Source organism: Gordonia insulae, assembly GCF_003855095.1.
Lineage (GTDB): Bacteria > Actinomycetota > Actinomycetes > Mycobacteriales > Mycobacteriaceae > Gordonia > Gordonia insulae.
In genome coordinates this window covers 3892645-3911699 of the sequence record NZ_CP033972.1, presented here as the reverse complement: position 1 = coordinate 3911699, position 19055 = coordinate 3892645, and the positions used below count along the sequence as shown (strand labels likewise).

The 19055-nt window shown below is 66.9% G+C and carries 15 protein-coding genes and 1 pseudogene; 9 read left to right on the top strand and 7 right to left on the bottom strand.

The window, feature by feature from the left end; translation table 11 throughout:
* Window positions 1-178: 178 nt before the first annotated feature.
* Window positions 179-1123, bottom strand: a complete 945-nt coding sequence (locus D7316_RS17790; RefSeq protein ID WP_124709435.1) for a diacylglycerol kinase — start codon at window positions 1121-1123, stop codon at window positions 179-181.
* A gap of 20 nt (window positions 1124-1143) precedes the next feature.
* On the opposite strand from D7316_RS17790, the gene D7316_RS17785 reads away from it, so the two are divergent.
* The 3 genes and pseudogenes from D7316_RS17785 to D7316_RS17775 form a co-directional block, all read left to right on the top strand.
* The gene (locus D7316_RS17785) at window positions 1144-1746 is read left to right on the top strand and encodes a TetR/AcrR family transcriptional regulator (protein ID WP_124709434.1); all 603 of its coding nucleotides are present in this window, start codon (window positions 1144-1146) and stop codon (window positions 1744-1746) included.
* A gap of 13 nt (window positions 1747-1759) precedes the next feature.
* Window positions 1760-3298 (top strand): glycerol-3-phosphate dehydrogenase/oxidase, encoded by a 1539-nt coding sequence (locus D7316_RS17780; protein WP_124709433.1) that lies wholly within the window; start codon window positions 1760-1762, stop codon window positions 3296-3298.
* A gap of 93 nt (window positions 3299-3391) precedes the next feature.
* Window positions 3392-3538 (top strand): annotated as a pseudogene (locus D7316_RS17775) (type II toxin-antitoxin system Phd/YefM family antitoxin); the annotation flags it as partial.
* 55 nt (window positions 3539-3593) lie between these two features.
* Here the strand turns inward: D7316_RS17775 and D7316_RS17770 are convergent.
* A complete protein-coding gene (locus D7316_RS17770) occupies window positions 3594-4685 on the bottom strand; it encodes an aminotransferase class V-fold PLP-dependent enzyme (RefSeq protein ID WP_124709432.1) in 1092 nt (363 codons plus the stop codon).
* Between the two features lie 96 nt (window positions 4686-4781).
* Here D7316_RS17770 and D7316_RS17765 point away from each other — a divergent pair, with 96 nt between their 5' ends.
* On the top strand, window positions 4782-5384 hold the full coding sequence (locus tag D7316_RS17765; RefSeq protein ID WP_124709431.1) for a hypothetical protein: 603 nt from the start codon (window positions 4782-4784) through the stop codon (window positions 5382-5384).
* Here D7316_RS17765 and D7316_RS17760 read toward each other — a convergent pair.
* Window positions 5344-6675: an MFS transporter gene (locus tag D7316_RS17760; RefSeq protein WP_124709430.1), complete on the bottom strand. Its 1332-nt coding sequence runs from the start codon at window positions 6673-6675 to the stop codon at window positions 5344-5346. The two genes, D7316_RS17765 and D7316_RS17760, sit on opposite strands and share 41 nt — an antisense overlap.
* A gap of 51 nt (window positions 6676-6726) precedes the next feature.
* Between D7316_RS17760 and D7316_RS17755 the strand changes: the two genes are divergently transcribed.
* The 3 genes from D7316_RS17755 (at window position 6727) to D7316_RS17745 (ending at window position 10816) form a co-directional block, all read left to right on the top strand.
* Complete coding sequence (locus tag D7316_RS17755) at window positions 6727-7374, top strand: YqgE/AlgH family protein (RefSeq protein WP_124709429.1); 648 nt, start codon at window positions 6727-6729, stop codon at window positions 7372-7374.
* A gap of 114 nt (window positions 7375-7488) precedes the next feature.
* Complete coding sequence (locus D7316_RS17750) at window positions 7489-9525, top strand: CocE/NonD family hydrolase (RefSeq protein WP_124709428.1); 2037 nt, start codon at window positions 7489-7491, stop codon at window positions 9523-9525.
* A gap of 145 nt (window positions 9526-9670) precedes the next feature.
* Entirely contained in the window at window positions 9671-10816 is a 1146-nt protein-coding gene (locus D7316_RS17745; RefSeq protein WP_232016957.1) for an AAA family ATPase, read from the top strand.
* A gap of 647 nt (window positions 10817-11463) precedes the next feature.
* Here D7316_RS17745 and D7316_RS17740 read toward each other — a convergent pair.
* Window positions 11464-12828: an ammonium transporter gene (locus D7316_RS17740; protein ID WP_124709426.1), complete on the bottom strand. Its 1365-nt coding sequence runs from the start codon at window positions 12826-12828 to the stop codon at window positions 11464-11466.
* Window positions 12829-13030: 202 nt separating this feature from the next.
* On the opposite strand from D7316_RS17740, the gene D7316_RS17735 reads away from it, so the two are divergent.
* Window positions 13031-13861 carry an alpha/beta fold hydrolase gene (locus D7316_RS17735; RefSeq protein WP_164473811.1) on the top strand — a complete coding sequence of 277 codons (831 nt, stop codon included), beginning with the start codon at window positions 13031-13033 and terminating at the stop codon, window positions 13859-13861.
* On the opposite strand, the gene D7316_RS17730 is transcribed toward D7316_RS17735, so the two are convergent.
* Genes D7316_RS17730 through D7316_RS17720 form a run of 3 tightly spaced genes read right to left on the bottom strand, consistent with a single transcriptional unit; the run spans window position 13846 to window position 16056 of the window.
* A complete protein-coding gene (locus tag D7316_RS17730; RefSeq protein WP_124709424.1) occupies window positions 13846-14511 on the bottom strand; it encodes a helix-turn-helix domain-containing protein in 666 nt (221 codons plus the stop codon). The genes D7316_RS17735 and D7316_RS17730 overlap by 16 nt on opposite strands.
* Before the next feature lie 9 nt (window positions 14512-14520).
* Window positions 14521-15534: a bile acid:sodium symporter family protein gene (locus D7316_RS17725; RefSeq protein WP_408610021.1), complete on the bottom strand. Its 1014-nt coding sequence runs from the start codon at window positions 15532-15534 to the stop codon at window positions 14521-14523.
* Window positions 15535-15540: 6 nt separating this feature from the next.
* Entirely contained in the window at window positions 15541-16056 is a 516-nt protein-coding gene (locus D7316_RS17720) for an SdpI family protein (RefSeq protein ID WP_408610020.1), read from the bottom strand.
* Between the two features lie 99 nt (window positions 16057-16155).
* Here D7316_RS17720 and leuS point away from each other — a divergent pair, with 99 nt between their 5' ends.
* Window positions 16156-19038 carry a leucine--tRNA ligase gene (leuS, locus tag D7316_RS17715; protein WP_124709422.1) on the top strand — a complete coding sequence of 961 codons (2883 nt, stop codon included), beginning with the start codon at window positions 16156-16158 and terminating at the stop codon, window positions 19036-19038.
* Window positions 19039-19055 lie beyond the last annotated feature (17 nt).

Below are 19055 nucleotides of genomic sequence, written 5' to 3'. Positions count from 1 at the left end.
GATCGAGTTATTCCGAGCTGGAACGCACCCCCCGCTGATCGAGTAGTTCCGAACTGGAACGCACCCCCCGCTGATCGAGTAGTTCCGAACTGGAACGCACCCCCCGCTGATCGAGTAGTTCCGGAGCGCCAGCGGAGGAACGTATCGAGATCACCCGCGGTACAGCCGATCACAACGCTCACACCGAAGGCGCGAACACCCTCGCCGACCCCGGCACCGCTTCGAAGACCGCCGGCAGCTCACCGATGATGTCGCCGTCGATGGACACCAGAGCCGTTGGATCGCAATACAATTCGACCTCCCGGCCGCGCATCGTGCGCACCACGGGGTGCTCGACGTGCTGACCGGTGAACACCTTCGGGAACACCCGCGCGACGGTGAGCCGGGCGAATCGCTTCGGTCGGGTCGCGACGGTGAGGTCCAGCAGCCCGTCGGTCATCGACGCCGTCGGGGTGATCTGCATGCCTCCGCCGTAGGACGTGGTGTTGCCGATGGCGGCGAAGACGAGGTCGGCGTCGAGTTCGGTGTCGTCGACCCGCACGTGATAGTGCCGAGAGCGCAGCCCGATCAGTTCGAGCGCGGCGGCGATGGTGTAGCGGGCCTGGCCCTTGGGCCACGACATCCGGATCGCGCGAGCGGTCACCGACGCGTCGAAACCGGTGGCCGCGACTGTGGCGAAGAGCGCGCTGCGACCGTCCGGGAACGTGACGCGGCCCAGGTCGACGGCCCGGGTCCGCCCCCTCGCGATCACCTCGACCGCCGCCGCGACGTCGTCGAGCGGGATGTGGAGATTGCGGGCGGTGTCGTTGCCGGAGCCGGCCGGGATGATGCCGAGCGGGGTGTCCGTACCGGACATCGCCTCGACGGCCAGCCGGATGCTGCCGTCCCCACCCACCACGGCGATGGCGTCGGTGTCGCTGACGGCCGCTTTGCCCGCCTTCTCGGCGGCATCCTCGGCGTCGCGGCCGATGACGAGCTCCACATCGATCCCGCGGGCGGAGAACTCGGTCACGGCCTGATCGGCGACCGCCCGGCCGGCGCCGTGTCGCGAATGGGGGTTGGCCAGAATCGTCACATGGCGAACCCGGTGGTCATCCGGGGTGGAGCCGGGCGGGGATCCCATGGGTTACAGTGTTACATATCATGTCAATCTGTAAAGAGGACATCGCCGACCAGGTACTCGACGCCGCCCGTAACTGCCTGATCCGCAAGGACGGCCGCAAGGTGACCGTCGCCGAGGTCGCGCGCGAGGCAGGCGTCAGCCGCCCGACCGTCTACCGGCGCTGGCCGGACATGTCCGAGATACTGCGCGCGTTGCTCACCCGCGAAGTCATGAGCGTCGTCGCCGCGGTCACCGACGTCACGCCCCTGCGGACCGCCGATTTCGACGCCACGATCGACCTGGTGGTCCGGGTCGTCGCGGCGCTGCGTGACGACGAACTCGTCGCCGCCCTGTGGCGGGAACAGCGCGAATTCATGATGCCCTACGTCTTCGACCGCCTCGGCACCAGTCAGCAGGGCGTGCTGGACATCCTGGCCGACTCGATCGGCCGGGGGCAGGAACGCGGCCAGGTGCGCGACGGCGACCCGGACAAGATGGCGTCGATGGTCCTGCTCATCACGCAGTCGGCGATCCAGTCGCGGGCGCTGGTCGAATCCATCCTCGGGGACGAGTGGAGTCGTGAGTTGCACTATGCGCTCTCCGCGTACCTGCGACGTCCCGACGATCTCCCCACTGCGACCTGATGGGGGCGACCCGATGAGCACACTCGACGCCCGACATCGCGAGGCCGGACTCGCCGCTCTCGCGGAGTCGGCCGAGCCGCTCGACGTGCTGGTGATCGGTGGTGGCATCACCGGGGTGGGCGTCGCCCTCGACGCGGCGACCCGTGGCCTGCGGGTGGCACTGGTGGAGGCGAACGACCTCGCCTTCGGCACATCACGGTGGAGTAGCAAGCTCGTGCACGGCGGGCTTCGCTACCTCGCCGGTGGGCATCTGCCGATCGCGTACGAGAGTGCCGTCGAGCGACATCACCTGATGACCGGGATCGCCCCGCACCTGATCCGCCCACTGCGCCAGGTGGTGCCCGACCTCGGTTCGCGGCGCTCGTCCGCGCTGATCGCCACCGGCTTCCGAGCCGGTGACCTGCTACGGCGTGCGGCGCGGACGCCGTCGTCGGTGCTGCCCGGGCCCGCGCGTCTCTCGATCGGCGAGACGCTGGAATTGTGTCCGGCGACGTCGCGGGGCGGACTGCGCGGTGGCCTCGCCAGTACCGACGGCCAGCTCGTCGACGACGCGCGGCTCGTCGTCGCGGTGGCGCGGACGGCCGCCGTGTTCGGGGCCGGCATCCATACCTACACCCGCGCCGACCAGGTCACCGGAAGCGGTGCGCGCCTGACGGATACGCGCAGCGGGCAGAGCTTCGACGTCGCTGCGCGCACCGTCGTGAACGCGACCGGCGTGTGGGCCGGCGACGTGGATCCGTCGGTCCGGCTGCGGCCCAGCCGGGGCACCCACCTCGTCGTCGACGCCGCGACGTTCGGCGATCCCGTCGGCGCACTCACCGTGCCCGTGGCCGGATCGATCTCCCGGTTCGTGTTCGCCCTGCCGGAGCAACTCGGTCGGGTCTACGTGGGCCTCACCGATGTCGACGCCCCCGGGCCCGTACCGGACGTCCCGCAGCCATCCGACGACGAGATCGACTTCCTCATCGACGCGATCAACCCTGCTCTGCAGCAACCGATTTCCCGCGCCGACGTCATCGGCACCTTCGCCGGACTGCGGCCACTGATCGACCAGGGCGGTCCCGAGAGCGGCACCGGCACAGGTGATCTCGCCGACGTCTCACGCCGACACCGGGTCAGCGTCACCGACCGGACGCTCGTCGGCGTGATCGGCGGCAAACTCACCACCTACCGTCGGATGGCGCAGGACGCCGTCGACGCCGCCGTCGCCGCCGGTGGACTGACCGCCGGTGCGTGTATCACGACCACGACGCCGTTGATCGGCGCCGCCGGCATGCCCCGCAACACCGAGCTACCCGCATCGATGGTCCGCCGATTCGGTTCGGAGGCAAGGAAAGTCGTGGCGACCGCCCAGCTGGACCGGCCGCTGGAGCCGATCGCCGGTCAGCTCGACGTCACGCGAGCGGAGGTGGAGTTCGCGGTGTCGCACGAGGGGGCGCTCACCGCGGACGACATCCTGCACCGACGGACCCGTATCGGACTGGTCGACGCGGACGCCGACCTGGCGCGGGACGCGGTGCAGGAGATCGTGGACAAGAAGCTGGGCGGCTGAGCGAGATCCTCGACGCCGGGGGTTCGACCTCGGTTGCAAAGGGCTAAAGGTATGGCTAGTTGTCGGCTACTTTCGTGGCGAGACTGAAAGAGTATGACGACGGTGCCACTTGGCGAGGCCAAGGACAAGCTCTCCGCGCTCATCGACAGCGCCGAGACCACCCACGACATCATCATGATCACCAAGCACCGCAAACCCGCCGCGGTGTTGATGGCGGCCGACGACCTCGAATCAGCACATCCCTTACAACCGGTGGGGTGACCACCTTGGGACCGGGGCTCCGGTCGACATCGACTCAGTACCCCATCGTCCGCAACGCGTCGGCGAGCCGGTCGAGGTCCTCGCGCTCGACGTCGAGGTGCGGGCTGACGCGCAGCACCGACTGTTCCGTGGCCAGCGGCGCGCGCCAGGAGTCCGCGGCCGTCACCAGGATGCCCAGGGAGAAGAGCTTGTCGCGGGCGGCCGCGACGTCGGCGGTCTGCCAGCCGGGTGGCGGCGCGAGGGTGGTGATGGCGGACGGCTCGTCGATCGGCTCGAGCACCTCCCAGCTGCCGATCCCGTCCAGACGCTCGCGCGTGTAGCGGCCGATCGCCGCCAGTTCCCGGAACACCCGCTGCTGACCGATGGCCAGCAGTTCGGAGACGGCGACGCCGAGTCCGAGCCGACCGGCCACGAACGCCTCGGAGCTCTCCACCTCGACGGGTCGCAACGCGTCGGATCGGACCGCGACGAATCCCACTCCGCGCGGGCCGGTCAGCCATTTACGGCTCGTCCCGTAGACGACGTCGGCGCCCGTCACGGTCGGCGTGTGTCCCGCCGACTGGGCCATGTCGATCACCACGGGTACAGCCGCGGCGTGGGCGATCTCGACGATCCGGGTGACCGGTTGCACCACTCCCGACGCCGAACCGACGTGGCAGACGTGGATGAAATCGGGCTGCTCGAACTGCAGCATGTTCTCCAGGGCGTCGGTGTCGACGTGGCCGGCGAGGTCGGCGTCGGGTAGCGGACGCACCGCGTAGCCGCGTCGCTCGAACTCGACGAGATTGGGTCCGAACTCGTTCTTGGCGACCCACACCGTCGTCGACATCGGCAGGTTCCAGTAGGTGAGCAGCGCACGCAGGGCCGCACGAGCACTCTCCCGGAAGGCGAGTTCGTCGGCGGTATGGCCGATCAACGATGCCAGATCCCGTTTGTCCCGGGCGATCTCGTCTGCCCGATCCTCGGCGGCGACATAGGAACCGCGTTCGGTCTCACGCCAGAGGTGTGCAGAGATGCTGCCGATCACGGCGTTAGACGACCGCCCCGCGGCCGCCGAATCGAGGTGGACGATCTCCGGGCGGAGGCGAGCACGACGCCACTGTTCACCCAGTTCGCTCACATACATAGACCCTGAACCTACCGGCCTGCGTCGACCGCCGGATCATCGGGTCGGACACACGAGGGGGTGGAACCCGAGCGCCCTCCGCTGCGTCGAAACACTATGGATTCCGCCATCGAGTACCTGTTCGGGATGGGCGACGGGCACACCACGTCGTGGGTGTCGGCCGCCGACGCCGATCTGGATTCCGACGGCACCGACGACGCGGTCACGCTGGACTTCGACGGCGACGGACAGCGCGACGACGCGATGTGGGACACCGACGGGGACGGTCGCGCCGACGTCGCCGTCATCGATCGCGACGACGACGGCAGGCCCGACGAATTCTTCCGCGACACCGGCACCGGTGTGTGGGGGCAGCGGGTCGCGGGTCCCGCGCCGGACCCTGCCGCAGACGAGCCGGAGATCCCACCCGCGCCGGGCCGGGTCGCCGACCCGGTACCCGAGCACGGTGCTCCGCCCATTCAGCCCGCCCCGCCCTCGTCGAATGACGCCGTCGTGGTGCGATCGGAGGATCTCGACGGCGATGGCACGGCCGACATCGAGGTGATCGGTTCACGCCGGGCCGGGATCCCGACCGCGCAGCGGCTCTACATCGATGAGGACGGCGATGGCCGCTACGACCGGGTGCTGATCGACGAGAACGGCGACGGTCGTGCCGACGTCAGCTTTGACGACCGTTCGCCTCGATTCGATCGTCGTTGACCGTGTGGTGCCTCGGATGGTGTGGAGTGTGCAGCAATCGCACCACCACCGCGCCGATCAGATAGACCACGGTGCCCAGCACCACCAGCGCGATCGATCGCCCGTTCTCCGGGATGGCGAACGCGGCAAGGGCGACCGCACCGACGTAGGCGATGTTGAACACCGCGTCCTGCACGGAGAACACCTGACCGCGGACCGCGTCGCCGATGTCCACCTGCATCGCGACGTCGCCGCACAACTTGGCCACCTGGCCGATGAGGCCCAGCACGAACGCACCGATGCAGAAGACGACGGCATTGAAGGTGAGGAGGGAGAGTTCGGCGACCGCGCCCACGAGGAGAGCGGTGACCAGGGTGATGCGCCTGCCGAACCGCTCGACCGAGTACGGGGTGACCACCGCGGCGAGGAATGCGCCGCCGGCGGTGAACCCCGCGACCACGGTGACACCGGCCAGCCCGTCACCGAGTCCGGCGTGCTTGCTCAGCACCAGCAGCATGAGCGTGTTCATGCCGAACACCAGACGGTGCGCGCCGATCGCCGACAGCGCGGCCGACACCGTGCGTGAGTGGCCGACCGCCCGGGCGCCGTGCAGCAAGCCGACGGTGACCGCGTGGAACGCCGACCGGCCGGGATCGTCGGGCTCGTCGGGCCCCAACTGCAGCCGCCCGAATCCGTGTGCCACCGTCGCGGCGACGAGGGCGATCGCCACCCCACCGAGAGTGGTCAGTGCACTCCCCGAATTGTCCGGACCGAACAACGCGCGCAGCATCGCGGCGATGCCCGCACCCACGGCGAGCATGCCGGCTCCGAGGGTGGTGAACAGCGCGTTCGTCGCGACGATCACGTCCCGGTGAGCCACGTGTGGCAGGGATGCGGACAGACCCGACGCGACGAATCGACTTGCGCCGGTCACCGCGAGAGCGCCGATCAGGACGACGGTGTCGGTTGTCCCGGTGGCGATACAGAGCGCCACCAGGGCGATCAGTGCGCCGCGAATCACGTTGGCGTACATCAGGACATTGCGGCGGTCCCAATGATCGAGGAGTGCGCCGGCGAACGGACCGATGACGGAGTAGGGGAGCAGCAGGACCGCGAGACCACCGGCGATGGCCAGCGGGTCGGCGTGTCGTTCGGGGTTGAACAGGATCGCGCCGAAGAGGGCCGCCTGGAAGACGCCGTCGGTGATCTGGCTGGTGAGTCGCACCGCGAGGAGCCGCCCGAGCCCGGGAGAGTGGCCCAGCGAGTGGATGAACCCCCGCAGACCGGGGGTGCCGTGCGGCGACCCAGACATCACTGATCCAGACTACCGACCTGGACAGCCCAGCCATGCCATGATGTGAAGGTGGCCGGCGGCGACGACTCAGAGGACCCGACCCCCGAGTTCTACTCGGAGGGCGCGCCCGATGCCGCACGCGACACCTCCTCCTCCCGGCGAGTCCGGCCGGGCACGCTCCTCCTCGCCTCGACCGATCTCCTCGAACCGACGTTCGCCCGCACGGTCATCTACGTCATGGAGCACAACGACGCCGGCAGTCTGGGTGTGGTGCTCAACCGGATGAGCCAGACGGCGGTCCACAATCTGCTGCCGCAGTGGTCGGATCTCGCGGCCACGCCGCGCGCACTGTACGTCGGCGGGCCGGTCAAGCAGGATGCCGCGCTCTGTCTCGGCGTGATGAAACTCGGCGCCGACGCCACCGGCTACGACGCGCTGCGGCCGATCGACGGGCGAGTGGTGCTGGTCGATCTCGACGGCGATCCCGAAGAGCTGTCCGAGGTGCTCGAGGGCGTCCGGGTGTTCGCTGGGTACTCGGGCTGGGGCATCGGACAGCTGGACGGGGAGCTCGAGCAGGACAGCTGGATGCTGGCGTCCGCGCTCGCGAGGGACCTGCTCGCACCCACCACCACCGACCTCTGGGCCGGCGTCCTGCGCCGGCAACCATGGCCGACGCCGCTGCTGGCAAGCCATCCGATCGACGTCTCCCGCAACTGACCCACGCGACGGTCGAGCGCGTGTCCTGATCTCTGTACACGGAGACGAGTGACGCACGCCACCATCTCTGCTAGGTTACTGACGCTTGATCAACACGGACTGGGGGTCGGTGTCATGCGGGTGGGGATGATCGCGGGGGTCTTCGGGATCCTTGTTGCGTTGGTGGCGGCACCGGCGACCGCGGGGGCGGCGCCGACGTCACCGTCGGGTGGTGCGCCGGCCGCGCGCTGGGCGGCGTCGCACGACGGGCCGCAGCCGTACGCCGGAGTGGCCGTCACCTGGGACGTGCCGATTCGGATGAGTGACGGAACGGTGTTGCGCGCCAACATCTATCGGCCCGCCGACCGTTCCGGACGCGCGACCGCCAAGCAGAATCCGGTCATCGTCAACATGACCCCGTACACCAAGCTCGTCACCGCGCTCGGGTCCGCGGTCACCCAGCATCCGGTCCTCGGGCCGCTGCTGACGCAGGTCGCGACCGGGATCGGTCAGATCAGCAAGCCGATCAGCGGAGCGCTGGACATCAGCCAGCTGACCGACACCCTCCGCGACGGCGGCGCCCGCACCTTCCTCGCCGACTTCGACCTCGTGCGCAGCGGCTACACCCAGGTCGTCGTCGACGTGCGCGGTACCGGATTCTCCCAGGGCACCTGGGACGTCTTCCAGAACCGGGAACAGGCGGACACTCTCGAGGTCATCGATTGGGCTGCGCGGCAGCGCTGGTCGGACGGCAAGGTCGGGATGTCCGGGGTGTCCTACTCGGCGATCAACCAGATCCAGGCCGCCAACAAGAACCCGAAGGCACTCAAGGCGATCTTCCCGGTGGAGCCGGGTGGCGACCTGATCCGTGACATCGTCGCGCCCGGCGGAGCGCTGGGCTCGGGTTTCCTGCCGCTGTGGCTGACGCTGGTCAACACCACCAAGATGGTCCCCAACGTGGCGTCGATGCTCAACGGGACATTCGACTGGAAGTGGTTGGCGGACCGCATCTCCGATCCCGTGACGTTCTATCCGCAACTCTTCGCGGCGTTGCTGACGCCCGACATCCCGTCGGTACCACCGGAGCTCAAGGAACTGCTGACCGACACCTCCGAACCACGGCAGGCATGGCTCGATCATGCGGACCGCATCAGCACACCGACGTTCATCTACGGCGGCTGGTTCGACCTCTTCACCAACAGTGAAGTCCGCATGTACAACAAGATCCCGTTGCCGCCGGGACAGAAGCAACTCATCATGGGCGACGGCTACCACCTGACCATCGGTGGCGGCCAGCAGGGCCGGGCGGGGACCCCGCCGCGCCTCGATGTGCTGCAGAAGGCGTGGTTCGACAAGTGGCTCAAGGGAATCGACAATGGGATCGACGGCTACGGGCCGGTCAACCTCAAACAGGTGGGCGACAGCTGGATCAGTGCGCAGCAGTTCCCGCGCGCCGGGATGACCCGTCAGCGGCTGTATCTCGGTGATCGCCGCAGTGGAACCGCGCCCCACGCCGTCCGCGACGGCAGCCTGACCTCGGCGCCGCCCGCGTCCCGTGGCCGGATGACCATCTCGCCGGGGGTGCTCACGCTGTGCTCGCGTGACTCGGCCCAGCAGATGGCCGGTGCCACCGCACTGTTCCCCTTCTGCGCCAAGGACGCTCGCATCTCCGAGCGCAATGCGCTCACGTTCACGACACCACCGGTCCGCACCACCCGCAGCGTGTCGGGGTACAGCAACGTCCGGGTCAACGCGGTGATGGACGCGACCGACGGATACTGGACCGCGACGCTCAACGACGTCGCGCCGGACGGGACGTCGAAGGTCATCAGTTCCGGGCAGGTGATGGCGTCGTTGCGCGGGTACGACCGGTCGCGGTCGCAGTTCGCCGCGAACGGCGACGTGATCGACCCGTTCTACACGATGACCCTGGCATCGCGGCAGCGCGTCGCCCCGGGCCGGCCTGTCGCGATCGACATCGGGTTGCTGCCCACCGAGGCGCTGATCAAGCCAGGTCACCGGTTGCGGGTCGACGTGTTCGCGATGAACCTGCCGCGTGGACTTCCGTTGCGTCCGTTGCTCAACGAGTCGCAGCTCAAGCCGGAGCACATCCAGCTCGATCCGAACCGGCCTAGTTTCGTGAACCTCCCGCTGTCCGCGCCGCTGCCCTGACACCGTTGGCAGCGCGACAGAACGGAGAGACTCCGTCGGTCGCGCGGCAGCAGGGCGGAACGGAAGGTCGCGACGGCTATCATTGCTCCTATGCAGTCTGAATAGGGTGTCGGTCGCGAGGGAGAAGTGCGTGCAAATTGCTCGGGTGAGCGCCAGCAACTGGCGCAACTTCAAGACGCTTGATTTTCCGATGACGTCGAGGCTGTTCGTCGTCGGACCGAATGCCGCGGGTAAGTCCAATCTCATCGACCTTTTGCGCTTCCTGGGTGATATCGCTAAGCCGGGTGGGGGGCTCTCGTCCGCCTTAGGTCAGCGTGGAGGATTATCTAAAGTCCGGAGTCTGTTTGCCAGAAACCATGCTGGTGGCCGTCTGGTAATTGAGATTGACCTTGAGGACGGCGATGATCGATGGAGTTATCGGCTCTCCATCAGAGGTGAGAGCGGTGGAAAGAACCGGCCCGTCGTCGATGGGGAGTCGGTCCACTTCAACGGGGAACTCGTTCTTGATCGTCCAAACCAGGCTGACCGAGTCGACTCAGAGCGCTTAACTCAAACACATCTTGAGCAGATTGCGGCGAACCAGGACTTTCGAGTTCTAGCCGATTATTTCGCGAAAGTTCGCTACTTTCACCTGGTACCACAGATCATTCGCGAACCCTCTCGCTACGATCTTCCGGGGGAGTTTGGTGGCGAATTTATCGCGCAAATGAATGCAGTGCCACAGAAAACTCGTGACGCGTGGCTCCGGCGAATGCGGGACGCGCTCCGGGCTGCAGTTCCCGAGTTTGAGTCTCTCGATATCGAAGTCGACGCCGCCGGAAGACCGCATTTGATGGCCGGGTATAAGAACTGGCGCAAGAATCCAGCACGGCAATCTGAGGCCGAGTTTTCGGACGGTACTCTAAGACTCATCGGACTTCTGTGGACGATGGTAAGCACACCTGCTAATGGAGGGGTATTGCTACTCGAAGAGCCCGAATTGTCGCTCAACGCTAGCGTCGTTCGAAAGCTCCCAGCGATGCTCGCTGTGTCACAGCGTGCGAAAGATATACAAGTGATCCTTTCGACACATGCACCGGAGTTACTCGATGACGAAGGTGTTCATGCGGACGAGATCCTCGTCCTGAGGCCGGCCAAGGAAGGAACAGACGCAGAGTTGCTCGCGGACATCGATGAGGCAGCCGACGAATTGGATGCGCGGCTGCCAAAGTCCGATATTGTGCAGAGTTTGATTGATCCACGCGACCTCTCGGACTTGGTCACTGTGGGGCGAGACACTAAGAAGAAATGATTAACGCCGTCGTCGAAGGCGCGTCGGACACCGGCATGGCCCGCGCAGTGCTCCTCGAGTGTGGATATGAAAGCGCGCGGGTCATTGTAAAAGGTGGGAAGACGAGACTCGATCCACTGATCCCGAACTATAATGCAGCTGCCAAACGATCGCCGTACGTGGTCTTTCGTGATTCGGACACCGTATGTCCTGTCAGCCTCCGGCAGAAGCTCATGGAGGATGTGGAATCGATTTCTGTACTATTTCAACTCCGTATCGTTCATGCAATGACTGAGAGTTGGCTTCTTGCCGATCGCGCTGGATTCGCACGGTACTTTCATGTCGAGCCTGGGAAACTCCCGCGAGACCCCGAGAAATTGCAGAATCCCAAAGCGATACTGCTGGGACTATGCGAAGCCTCATCATCCCGCGAGATTCGTTCAGAGGTTGTCCGAAGGGATGGCAAGTCGGGTGAGCTCTACACGGAGCACCTGAATGAATTTGCAGAGAGACATTGGAGCGTTCCAGATGCGGCCTCGAATAGCGACAGCCTTCGAAGAGCAGTTTCTCGGATTCAAGCAATTCCCACCAGCTAATTCCCAAGTGCGCACTGCCGACCGGGCCCGAAAGGCCCGGTCGGCAGAGTGCTTCTCGGTGAGATCCGACGGTCAGCTCGTCGGTGCCCGTTCCGGTGACGCGGACGACCCGGTGATCGCGGTCGCACCGTCGACGGCGTCGGCCGGCACGGCGACCGTGGTGGAGCCGGTCTCGATGATCTCCATGATGTAGGCGCTCTCACCGTGTACCGCGACGTCGAGGCCTTCCCGCTCACTCTCCTCATCGACCCGGATGCCCATGGTGGCCCGGATGGCCAGGGCGATGAGCAACGTGACGGTGAAGCTGTAGGCGAGCACCGCGATGGTCGCGACGAGCTGGCGCCACAACTGGTCGAAGCCGCCGCCGTAGAACAGGCCGGACACCCCGTTCGGTGCCGAGCCGTCGGCGAGGAAGCCGATGAGCAGGGTGCCGATGATGCCGCCGACCAGATGGATGCCGACAACGTCGAGCGAATCGTCATAGCGGAAGCGGTATTTCAGCGACACGGCGAGGCAGCAGGCGACGCCGCAGATGCCGCCGATGATGAGCGCGCCGATCGGGGACACCGCACCACACGCGGGGGTGATGCCGACGAGCGCGGCGATCAGACCGGAGCTCGCGCCGAGCGAGGTGGCCCGCCCTTCTTTCAGCTTCTCGGCGAGCAGCCAGCCGCAGATGCCGGCACAGGCGGCGGCGACGGTGTTGAGTGCGACGACCGCTGCGCTGTTGCCCGCGCTGAGCGCGGAACCGGCATTGAAGCCGAACCATCCGAAGAACAGCATGCCTGCGCCGAGCATGGTCAGCGGAAGGCTGTGCGGGCGGGGCGGACTCGGGAAGACATGGCGCTTGCCGACGATGAGGATCAGTGCCAGCGCGGCGATGCCCGCGTTGATGTGGACCGCGGTGCCACCGGCGAAGTCGATGGCGCCCAGTGTGTTGGCGATCCAACCGCCGATCACCGATCCGTCGGCGGAGTCGAAGGCGAATACCCAGTGGGCAACGGGGAAGTAGACGAAGGTCACCCAGACCCCGGCGAACACCATCCATGCGCCGAACTTCATCCGATCGGCCACGGCGCCGCTGATCAGCGCGACCGTGATGCCGGCGAACAACAGCTGGAACGCCGAGACGATGGCCGGCGGCAGGACGTCATCCGCCGGTGCGGTCATGAGCTGGCTGGAGCCGAAGTACTCGAACGGGTCGCCGAGCAGGCCCCAGCCGCTGATCGAATCGCCGAGCACCGCCGAGTAGCCGAAGATGATCCACAGGACGCCGACGACGGCGAATCCGCCGAAGGTCATCATCGCCATGTTCAGGGTGTTCTTGACGCTGACCATGCCGCCGTAGAACATGGCGAGCCCGGGCACCATCAGGGCTACGGCGGCGAACGCCGCCAACATCCAGGCGGTGTTGGCCGCCGTGATCGCTTGGTCCATCGTGTTCCTCTCCCCACCCGCATTGCACGCTTTGCGAGGTTAACTGTTACTAATCAACGGCCAACAGTATGAAACAGTGGATGAGGCGGTCTGCGGTCGTGCGTGTTGCCGTTTTGTTAATCATCTCGCCGGAGTCGAAAGCCGATCGGCGACGCTCGATCACCCCCACGGAACGCCAGGGCGCCGCGTAGTATCCGGATCCGTGAGTGCCGGGAAGGCCGCGAGTCTCCACATCCATCGGGTCATCGCCGGTGCCGGCGAGCGCGTGCTGGTCCTACTGCACGGTCTCGGCGGTGACGTCGACTTCTGGTCCGAGGTGATGAGCCCGTTCGGCGAGCATCTGCGGGTCATCGCGATCGACCTACGCGGCTCGGGTGGCACCTCTGCGACGCCGGGTGGCCACGACATCGACGATCTGGCCGACGACGTGTGTGCCGTCCTCGACGCCGAAGGCGTCTCGCGGGCAAGCATTGTGGGGTTCTCGATGGGCGGTCTGGTGGCGCAGAGTCTGGCGGCCCGCCACCCCGGACGATTGGATCGACTCGTCCTCGCGTCGACCTACCTGACGATCGGCGCGCGGGCCCGACTGTTCCTCGACGGCATCGAGACACTCGTGCGCGATGGCGCGACCGACCGCCGGATCTTCGAACTCGTCGGACCGTGGCTCTTCTCGTCGGAGTATCTGTCCGAGCCACGAAATCTGGCCGCACTCGAGTTCCCCGACGGCGTGGAGGAGCAGGCCGGCGAGGCCTGGCTGTACCAGTACGCGGCCAATCGCGCGTTCGACGGCCGATCACTGGAGACCATCACGGCACCGACTCTCGTCCTCGGCGGCGCCGACGACGCATTGGTGCCGACGGCGGACATGCGCGACCTCGCCGACGCGATTCCCGGAGCACGACTAGTGGTACTCCCGGATGCTGGTCATCTGGTCAATGTCGAGGCGCCGGACACGTTGGTCCGCGAGATCCTCGACTTCGTGTCGATACCCGGTCCGGACCTCGAGGGCGGGGCGTCCTACTCCGACTCGTGATTGTCCGGATAGGCGGTGACGGCCAGGAAGCGGATCGGCAGACGGACCAGGTCGTGCGGGCCGTGGATGCCCTCACCGTCGAGCAACAGGCAGTCACCCGGGCGCAGTGTGTATTCGGCGTTGCCGTGGCCGTAGACCATCACGCCCTCGAGCATGTAGAGCAGTTCCGTGCCGGGGTGTTGAAAGCGGGGAAACACCTCGCTGTCGTCGGTGAGGGTGACCAGCACCGGCTCGAGCCGCTTGTGCTGCCCACGCAGACCGCCGAGCAGTTCGTAGTGGTGACCCACCCGGGTGCCACGCCCGACGATGACGGCACCTTTGCCGGATTCGGTGTACACCGCTTCACGCTCGACGTCGGCGCCGCGGAACAACGAGGTGACCGGGACGTCGAGGCCGGCCGCGAGCCGAGCCAAAGTGGAGAGACTGCAAGATGTCTGGGCGTTCTCGATCTTCGACAACATCGCCTTGGAGATGCCGACCTTGGCGGCCATGTCGGCCACCGACATGCCCGCGTTGCGCCGGAGCAGACGGACCTGATGCGCGATTGCCGCCTCCAGGTCGCCGCCGGTCGGCGGGTCCCCGATGACCTCGCGCTGGACCGGTGCCGGATCGCCGGTGTCGCGGACGGTCTTCGAAACGTCGGCTGTCATGCCGGCAGTCTAGCGAACTTCTGTTTCCTGAGAGTGGACGTCGCGCCCGTAGCGGGTGGCCAGCCACGAGCAGAGGATCAGCTGGATCTGGTGGAAGATCATCAGCGGCAACACGATCAGGCCGACGGTCGAGCCGGCGAACAGCACGGTGGCCATCGGCAGCCCGGTCGCGAGACTCTTCTTGGTGCCGCAGAACTGGATCGCGATGACGTCGCCGCGGTCGAACCCGAGACGTCGGGGCACCCAACGGGTCAGCAGCAGCATCACCACGATCAGGATCAGCGAGATGATCGCCACCGCGACGACCTGTCCGGCGTCGACGACTGACCAGATGCCGTCGCGGACGCCCTCGCTGAACGCGGCGTAGACCACCAGGACGATCGAACCGCGGTCGGCGAACCGGGTGGCCCGCGCGTGCCCGGTGAAGAACCCGCCGACCCACGGTCGGGCGAGCTGACCGAGGACGAACGGGACGAGGATCTGCCCGACGATCTTCAGGACGGATGTCCCGTCGATGTGCACGTCGTTCTGGGTGGTCATCAGCGCGACGACGAGCAGCGGGGTGAGGAAGACCCCGATGATGTTGGACGCCGACGTGCTCACGATGGCGCCGGGCACGTTGCCGTGGGCGATCGAGGTGAACGCGATCGACGACTGGACCGTCGACGGCACGAGGCAGAGGAACAGCAGGCCTGCGTAGAGGTCGGCGCCGACGATGGGCTCGACGATCGGACGCATCGCGAGTCCGATGAGCGGGAACGCGACGAACGTGAACGCCAGAATGGTCAGGTGCAGGCGCCAGTGCTTGAGACCCTCGAGTGCCTCACGCGGATGCAGGCGGGTGCCGTACAGGAAGAAGAGCAGGGCAATCGCGACGATCACGACCCACTCGAGCACGTCGGCCGCGGCACCGCGTGCGGGGAGGACGGCGGCGAGCAGGACCGCACCGAGAATCGCGAGGATGAAGCCGTCGAGCGGGGATCGGCTCAGCAGACCGCGCCCGACCGCGATGGGGGACCGCACCGAGGCTCAGGCCTGGGCGGACTCGTTGGAGCAGATCCCGCGCAGGGTGCAGGCGCCGCAGCGCGACGTTCCGCAGTCGGCGGCGTGGGCGGCTTCATCGCCGGCCGTCGCCGATTCCGCGGCGGCGGGTGCGGCATCGTCGTGCGACGAGCAGCATGAGCAACCGGCCTCGTCATCGGCGGGCACGGCGGACGCGGCACGCACACCGTAGGCGCTGACCAGGCCGACCACGAACATGGCGGCGATCAGCCCGACCACCGCGAACACGATCGACCAGTAGCCGCCCACCCCGAGGGTGACGATGCCGCTGAGGATCAGGATTCCGGCGGCACCGAGCAGGCCGGGCCCGGCCACCCGGTTGGCGACGGTGAACGCCTCGTCGGAACGCATGGTCTCGTCCGCGCGGACGCCCAGCCAGCGGTTACGCGGCAGTCGTCCGGAAAGGCCCAGTACACCGACGGCCGACCACATCGCGGCGAACGCGAACACGACGACGGCGGCGACAACAGGCAGGACACTCACATCGACAACCATACGACCGCCTGTAGTGGGGTGACCAATCCGCGTCGCAGATCACTCCCCGTCGCCGGTACCCCCGAACGGAGGATTTACGCTGGTCGGGTGACTTCAGCTGATTCTGCCCACGCCGCGTCGACCGCCACGGACGCCGGCGTGCCCGGACATCGGTACACCGCGGAGGTGGCCGGTGAGATCGAGGCGCGGTGGCAGCGCAACTGGGCGGACCAGCACGCGTATGAGGCACCCAACCCGGTCGGGCCGCTCGCCGGCGATCTCTCCGCCTTCGGTGGGGCCGGCGACGACGCCGACGCGAAGCTGTTCATCCAGGACATGTTCCCGTATCCGTCGGGCGCCGGCCTGCACGTCGGGCACCCGCTGGGCTTCATCGCGAGCGACGTGTTCGCCCGGTATCAGCGGATGACGGGTCGCAACGTGCTGCACACGATGGGCTTCGATTCCTTCGGGCTGCCCGCCGAGCAGTACGCGGTGCAGACCGGTACGCATCCGCGGACCACCACCGAGGAGAACATCGAGCGGTACCTGGGCCAGATCCGCCGTCTCGGCCTGGGTCACGACGAACGTCGCCGGGTTGCCACCACCGACGTCGAGTTCTATCGCTGGACGCAGTGGATCTTCCTGCAGATCTTCAACGCGTGGTACGACACCGATCAGGCCAAGGCGCGGCCCATCGCCGAACTGATCGGCGAGTTCGATGCGGGGACGCGGACTCCGGACGACGGGCGGGACTGGCAGTCCCTGAGCCAGGCCGAGCGCAACGAGGTCATCGACTCGTATCGGCTGGTCTACCAGAGCGATTCGCTGGTCAACTGGTGCCCGGGACTCGGCACCGTGCTGGCCAACGAGGAGGTCACCGCCGACGGTCGCAGCGACCGCGGCAACTTCCCGGTGTTCCGCAAGCACCTGCGCCAGTGGATGATGCGCATCACCGCATACTCCGATCGCCTCCTCGACGACCTGGACCTGCTGGACTGGCCGGACAAGGTCAAGACTATGCAGCGCAACTGGATCGGGCGCTCCCGCGGCGCGCAGGTGTCGTTCACCGTTCCCGCCACCGGCAGCACCATCGACGTGTTCACCACCCGTCCGGACACGCTGTTCGGGGCCAGCTACATGGTGCTCGCGCCGGAGCACGACCTGGTCGACACCCTGACCACCGACACGTGGCCCGCCGGCACCGACGATCGCTGGACCGGCGGTTCGGCGAGCCCGGCCGAGGCCATCACGTCCTACCGCTCCGCGATCGCGGCGAAGTCGGACCTCGAGCGGCAGGAGAACAAGGAGAAGACCGGTGTGTTCACCGGTTCGTTCGCCACGAATCCGGTGAACGGCGAACAGGTTCCGGTGTTCATCGCCGACTATGTCCTGATGGGCTACGGCACCGGGGCGATCATGGCCGTGCCGGCGCACGACACCCGTGACTACGAGTTCGCGACCGTGTTCGGTCTGCCCATCCGCGAGGTCATCGGCTCCGAGCAGGGCGTGGCGACCGAACCCTTCACCGGTGACGGGCCGGCGGTGAACTCGGACTTCCTCGACGGTCTGCAGGTTGACGCCGCGAAGGCGAAGATCACCGAATGGCTGGAGGAGCAGGGGGCCGGCACCGGCACCATCCAGTACAAACTGCGCGACTGGCTGTTCGCCCGGCAGCGGTACTGGGGCGAGCCGTTCCCCATCGTGTACGACGCGGACGGCAATGCGCACGCGCTGCCGGAATCGATGCTGCCGGTGGAACTCCCGGCGGTCGACGACTACGCGCCGGTGTCCTTCGATCCCGACGACGCCGACAGTGAGCCGTCGCCGCCGCTGGCCAAGGCCACCGACTGGATGACTGTTGACCTCGACCTCGGTGACGGCGTGCAGACCTACACCCGCGACGCCAATGTCATGCCGCAGTGGGCCGGTAGCTCCTGGTACCAGCTGCGCTACATCGACCCGACCAACGAGGACACTTTCTGCGCCAAGGAGAACGAGGCCTACTGGATGGGTCCGCGGCCTGCGCTGCACGGGCCCGACGATCCGGGCGGGCTCGACCTGTACATCGGCGGTGTCGAGCACGCCGTCCTGCACCTGCTGTATTCGCGCTTCTGGCACAAGGTCCTGTTCGACCTTGGGTTCGTCACGAGTCGGGAGCCCTATCGGAAGCTGTTCAACCAGGGCATGATCCAGGCCTTCGCCTACACGGACGCGCGTGGCGTCTATGTCCCGGCCGAAGAGGTCACCGAGCGCGACGGCGGGTTCTTCTACAACGGCGAGCCGGTGTCCCAGGAATACGGCAAGATGGGCAAGTCCCTCAAGAATTCCGTTGCGCCCGATGACATCTGCCGCGACTACGGGGCGGACACACTGCGCGTCTACGAGATGTTCATGGGCCCCCTCGATCAGTCGCGGCCCTGGGCGACCAAGGACGTCGTCGGTGCCCAGCGGTTCCTGCAGCGGGTCTGGCGGTTGGTCGTCGACGAGGAGTCCGGCGACGTTCGGGTGACCGACGATGCGCCGTCCGACGACACACTCAAGCTGCTGAACAAGACGATCGCCGGTGTCCGCGAGGACTATTCGGCGCTGCGGAACAACACCGCAGTGGCCAAGTTGACCGAGCTGACCAACCACCTGACCAAGCAGTACGCGGCCGGCGCACCCCGTCAGGTGGTGGAGTCGGTGGTCGTCATGCTGGCGCCGCTGGCCCCGCACATCGCCGAGGAACTGTGGCATCGGCTCGGCCGGCAGACGCTGCTGGCCCGCGGTCCGTTCCCGGAGGCCGACGAGAAGTGGCTCGTCGAGGACACCGTCGAGATCCCCATCCAGGTGAAGGGCAAGGTCCGCAGCCGCATCACGGTGGCCGCCGATGCCGACGAGGCGACGATCCGGGCCGCCGCGCTGTCCGACGAAAAGATCGTCCCGCTGCTCGACGGTGAACCGCGCAAGGTGATCGTGGTGCCGGGGCGCATGGTCAACGTGGTGCCGTAGGGACGGGGTCTGCGGGT

Excerpts from the sequence above, each read along its gene's own strand:
- D7316_RS17790 (WP_124709435.1), bottom strand. The coding sequence starts at position 1,123 with ATGGGATCCCCGCCCGGCTCCACCCCGGATGACCACCGGGTTCGCCAT.
- D7316_RS17785 (WP_124709434.1), top strand. The coding sequence starts at position 1,144 with ATGTCAATCTGTAAAGAGGACATCGCCGACCAGGTACTCGACGCCGCC.
- D7316_RS17780 (WP_124709433.1), top strand. The coding sequence starts at position 1,760 with ATGAGCACACTCGACGCCCGACATCGCGAGGCCGGACTCGCCGCTCTC.
- D7316_RS17770 (WP_124709432.1), bottom strand. The coding sequence starts at position 4,685 with ATGTATGTGAGCGAACTGGGTGAACAGTGGCGTCGTGCTCGCCTCCGC.
- D7316_RS17765 (WP_124709431.1), top strand. The coding sequence starts at position 4,782 with ATGGATTCCGCCATCGAGTACCTGTTCGGGATGGGCGACGGGCACACC.
- D7316_RS17760 (WP_124709430.1), bottom strand. The coding sequence starts at position 6,675 with ATGTCTGGGTCGCCGCACGGCACCCCCGGTCTGCGGGGGTTCATCCAC.
- D7316_RS17750 (WP_124709428.1), top strand. The coding sequence starts at position 7,489 with ATGCGGGTGGGGATGATCGCGGGGGTCTTCGGGATCCTTGTTGCGTTG.
- D7316_RS17740 (WP_124709426.1), bottom strand. The coding sequence starts at position 12,828 with ATGGACCAAGCGATCACGGCGGCCAACACCGCCTGGATGTTGGCGGCG.
- D7316_RS17730 (WP_124709424.1), bottom strand. The coding sequence starts at position 14,511 with ATGACAGCCGACGTTTCGAAGACCGTCCGCGACACCGGCGATCCGGCA.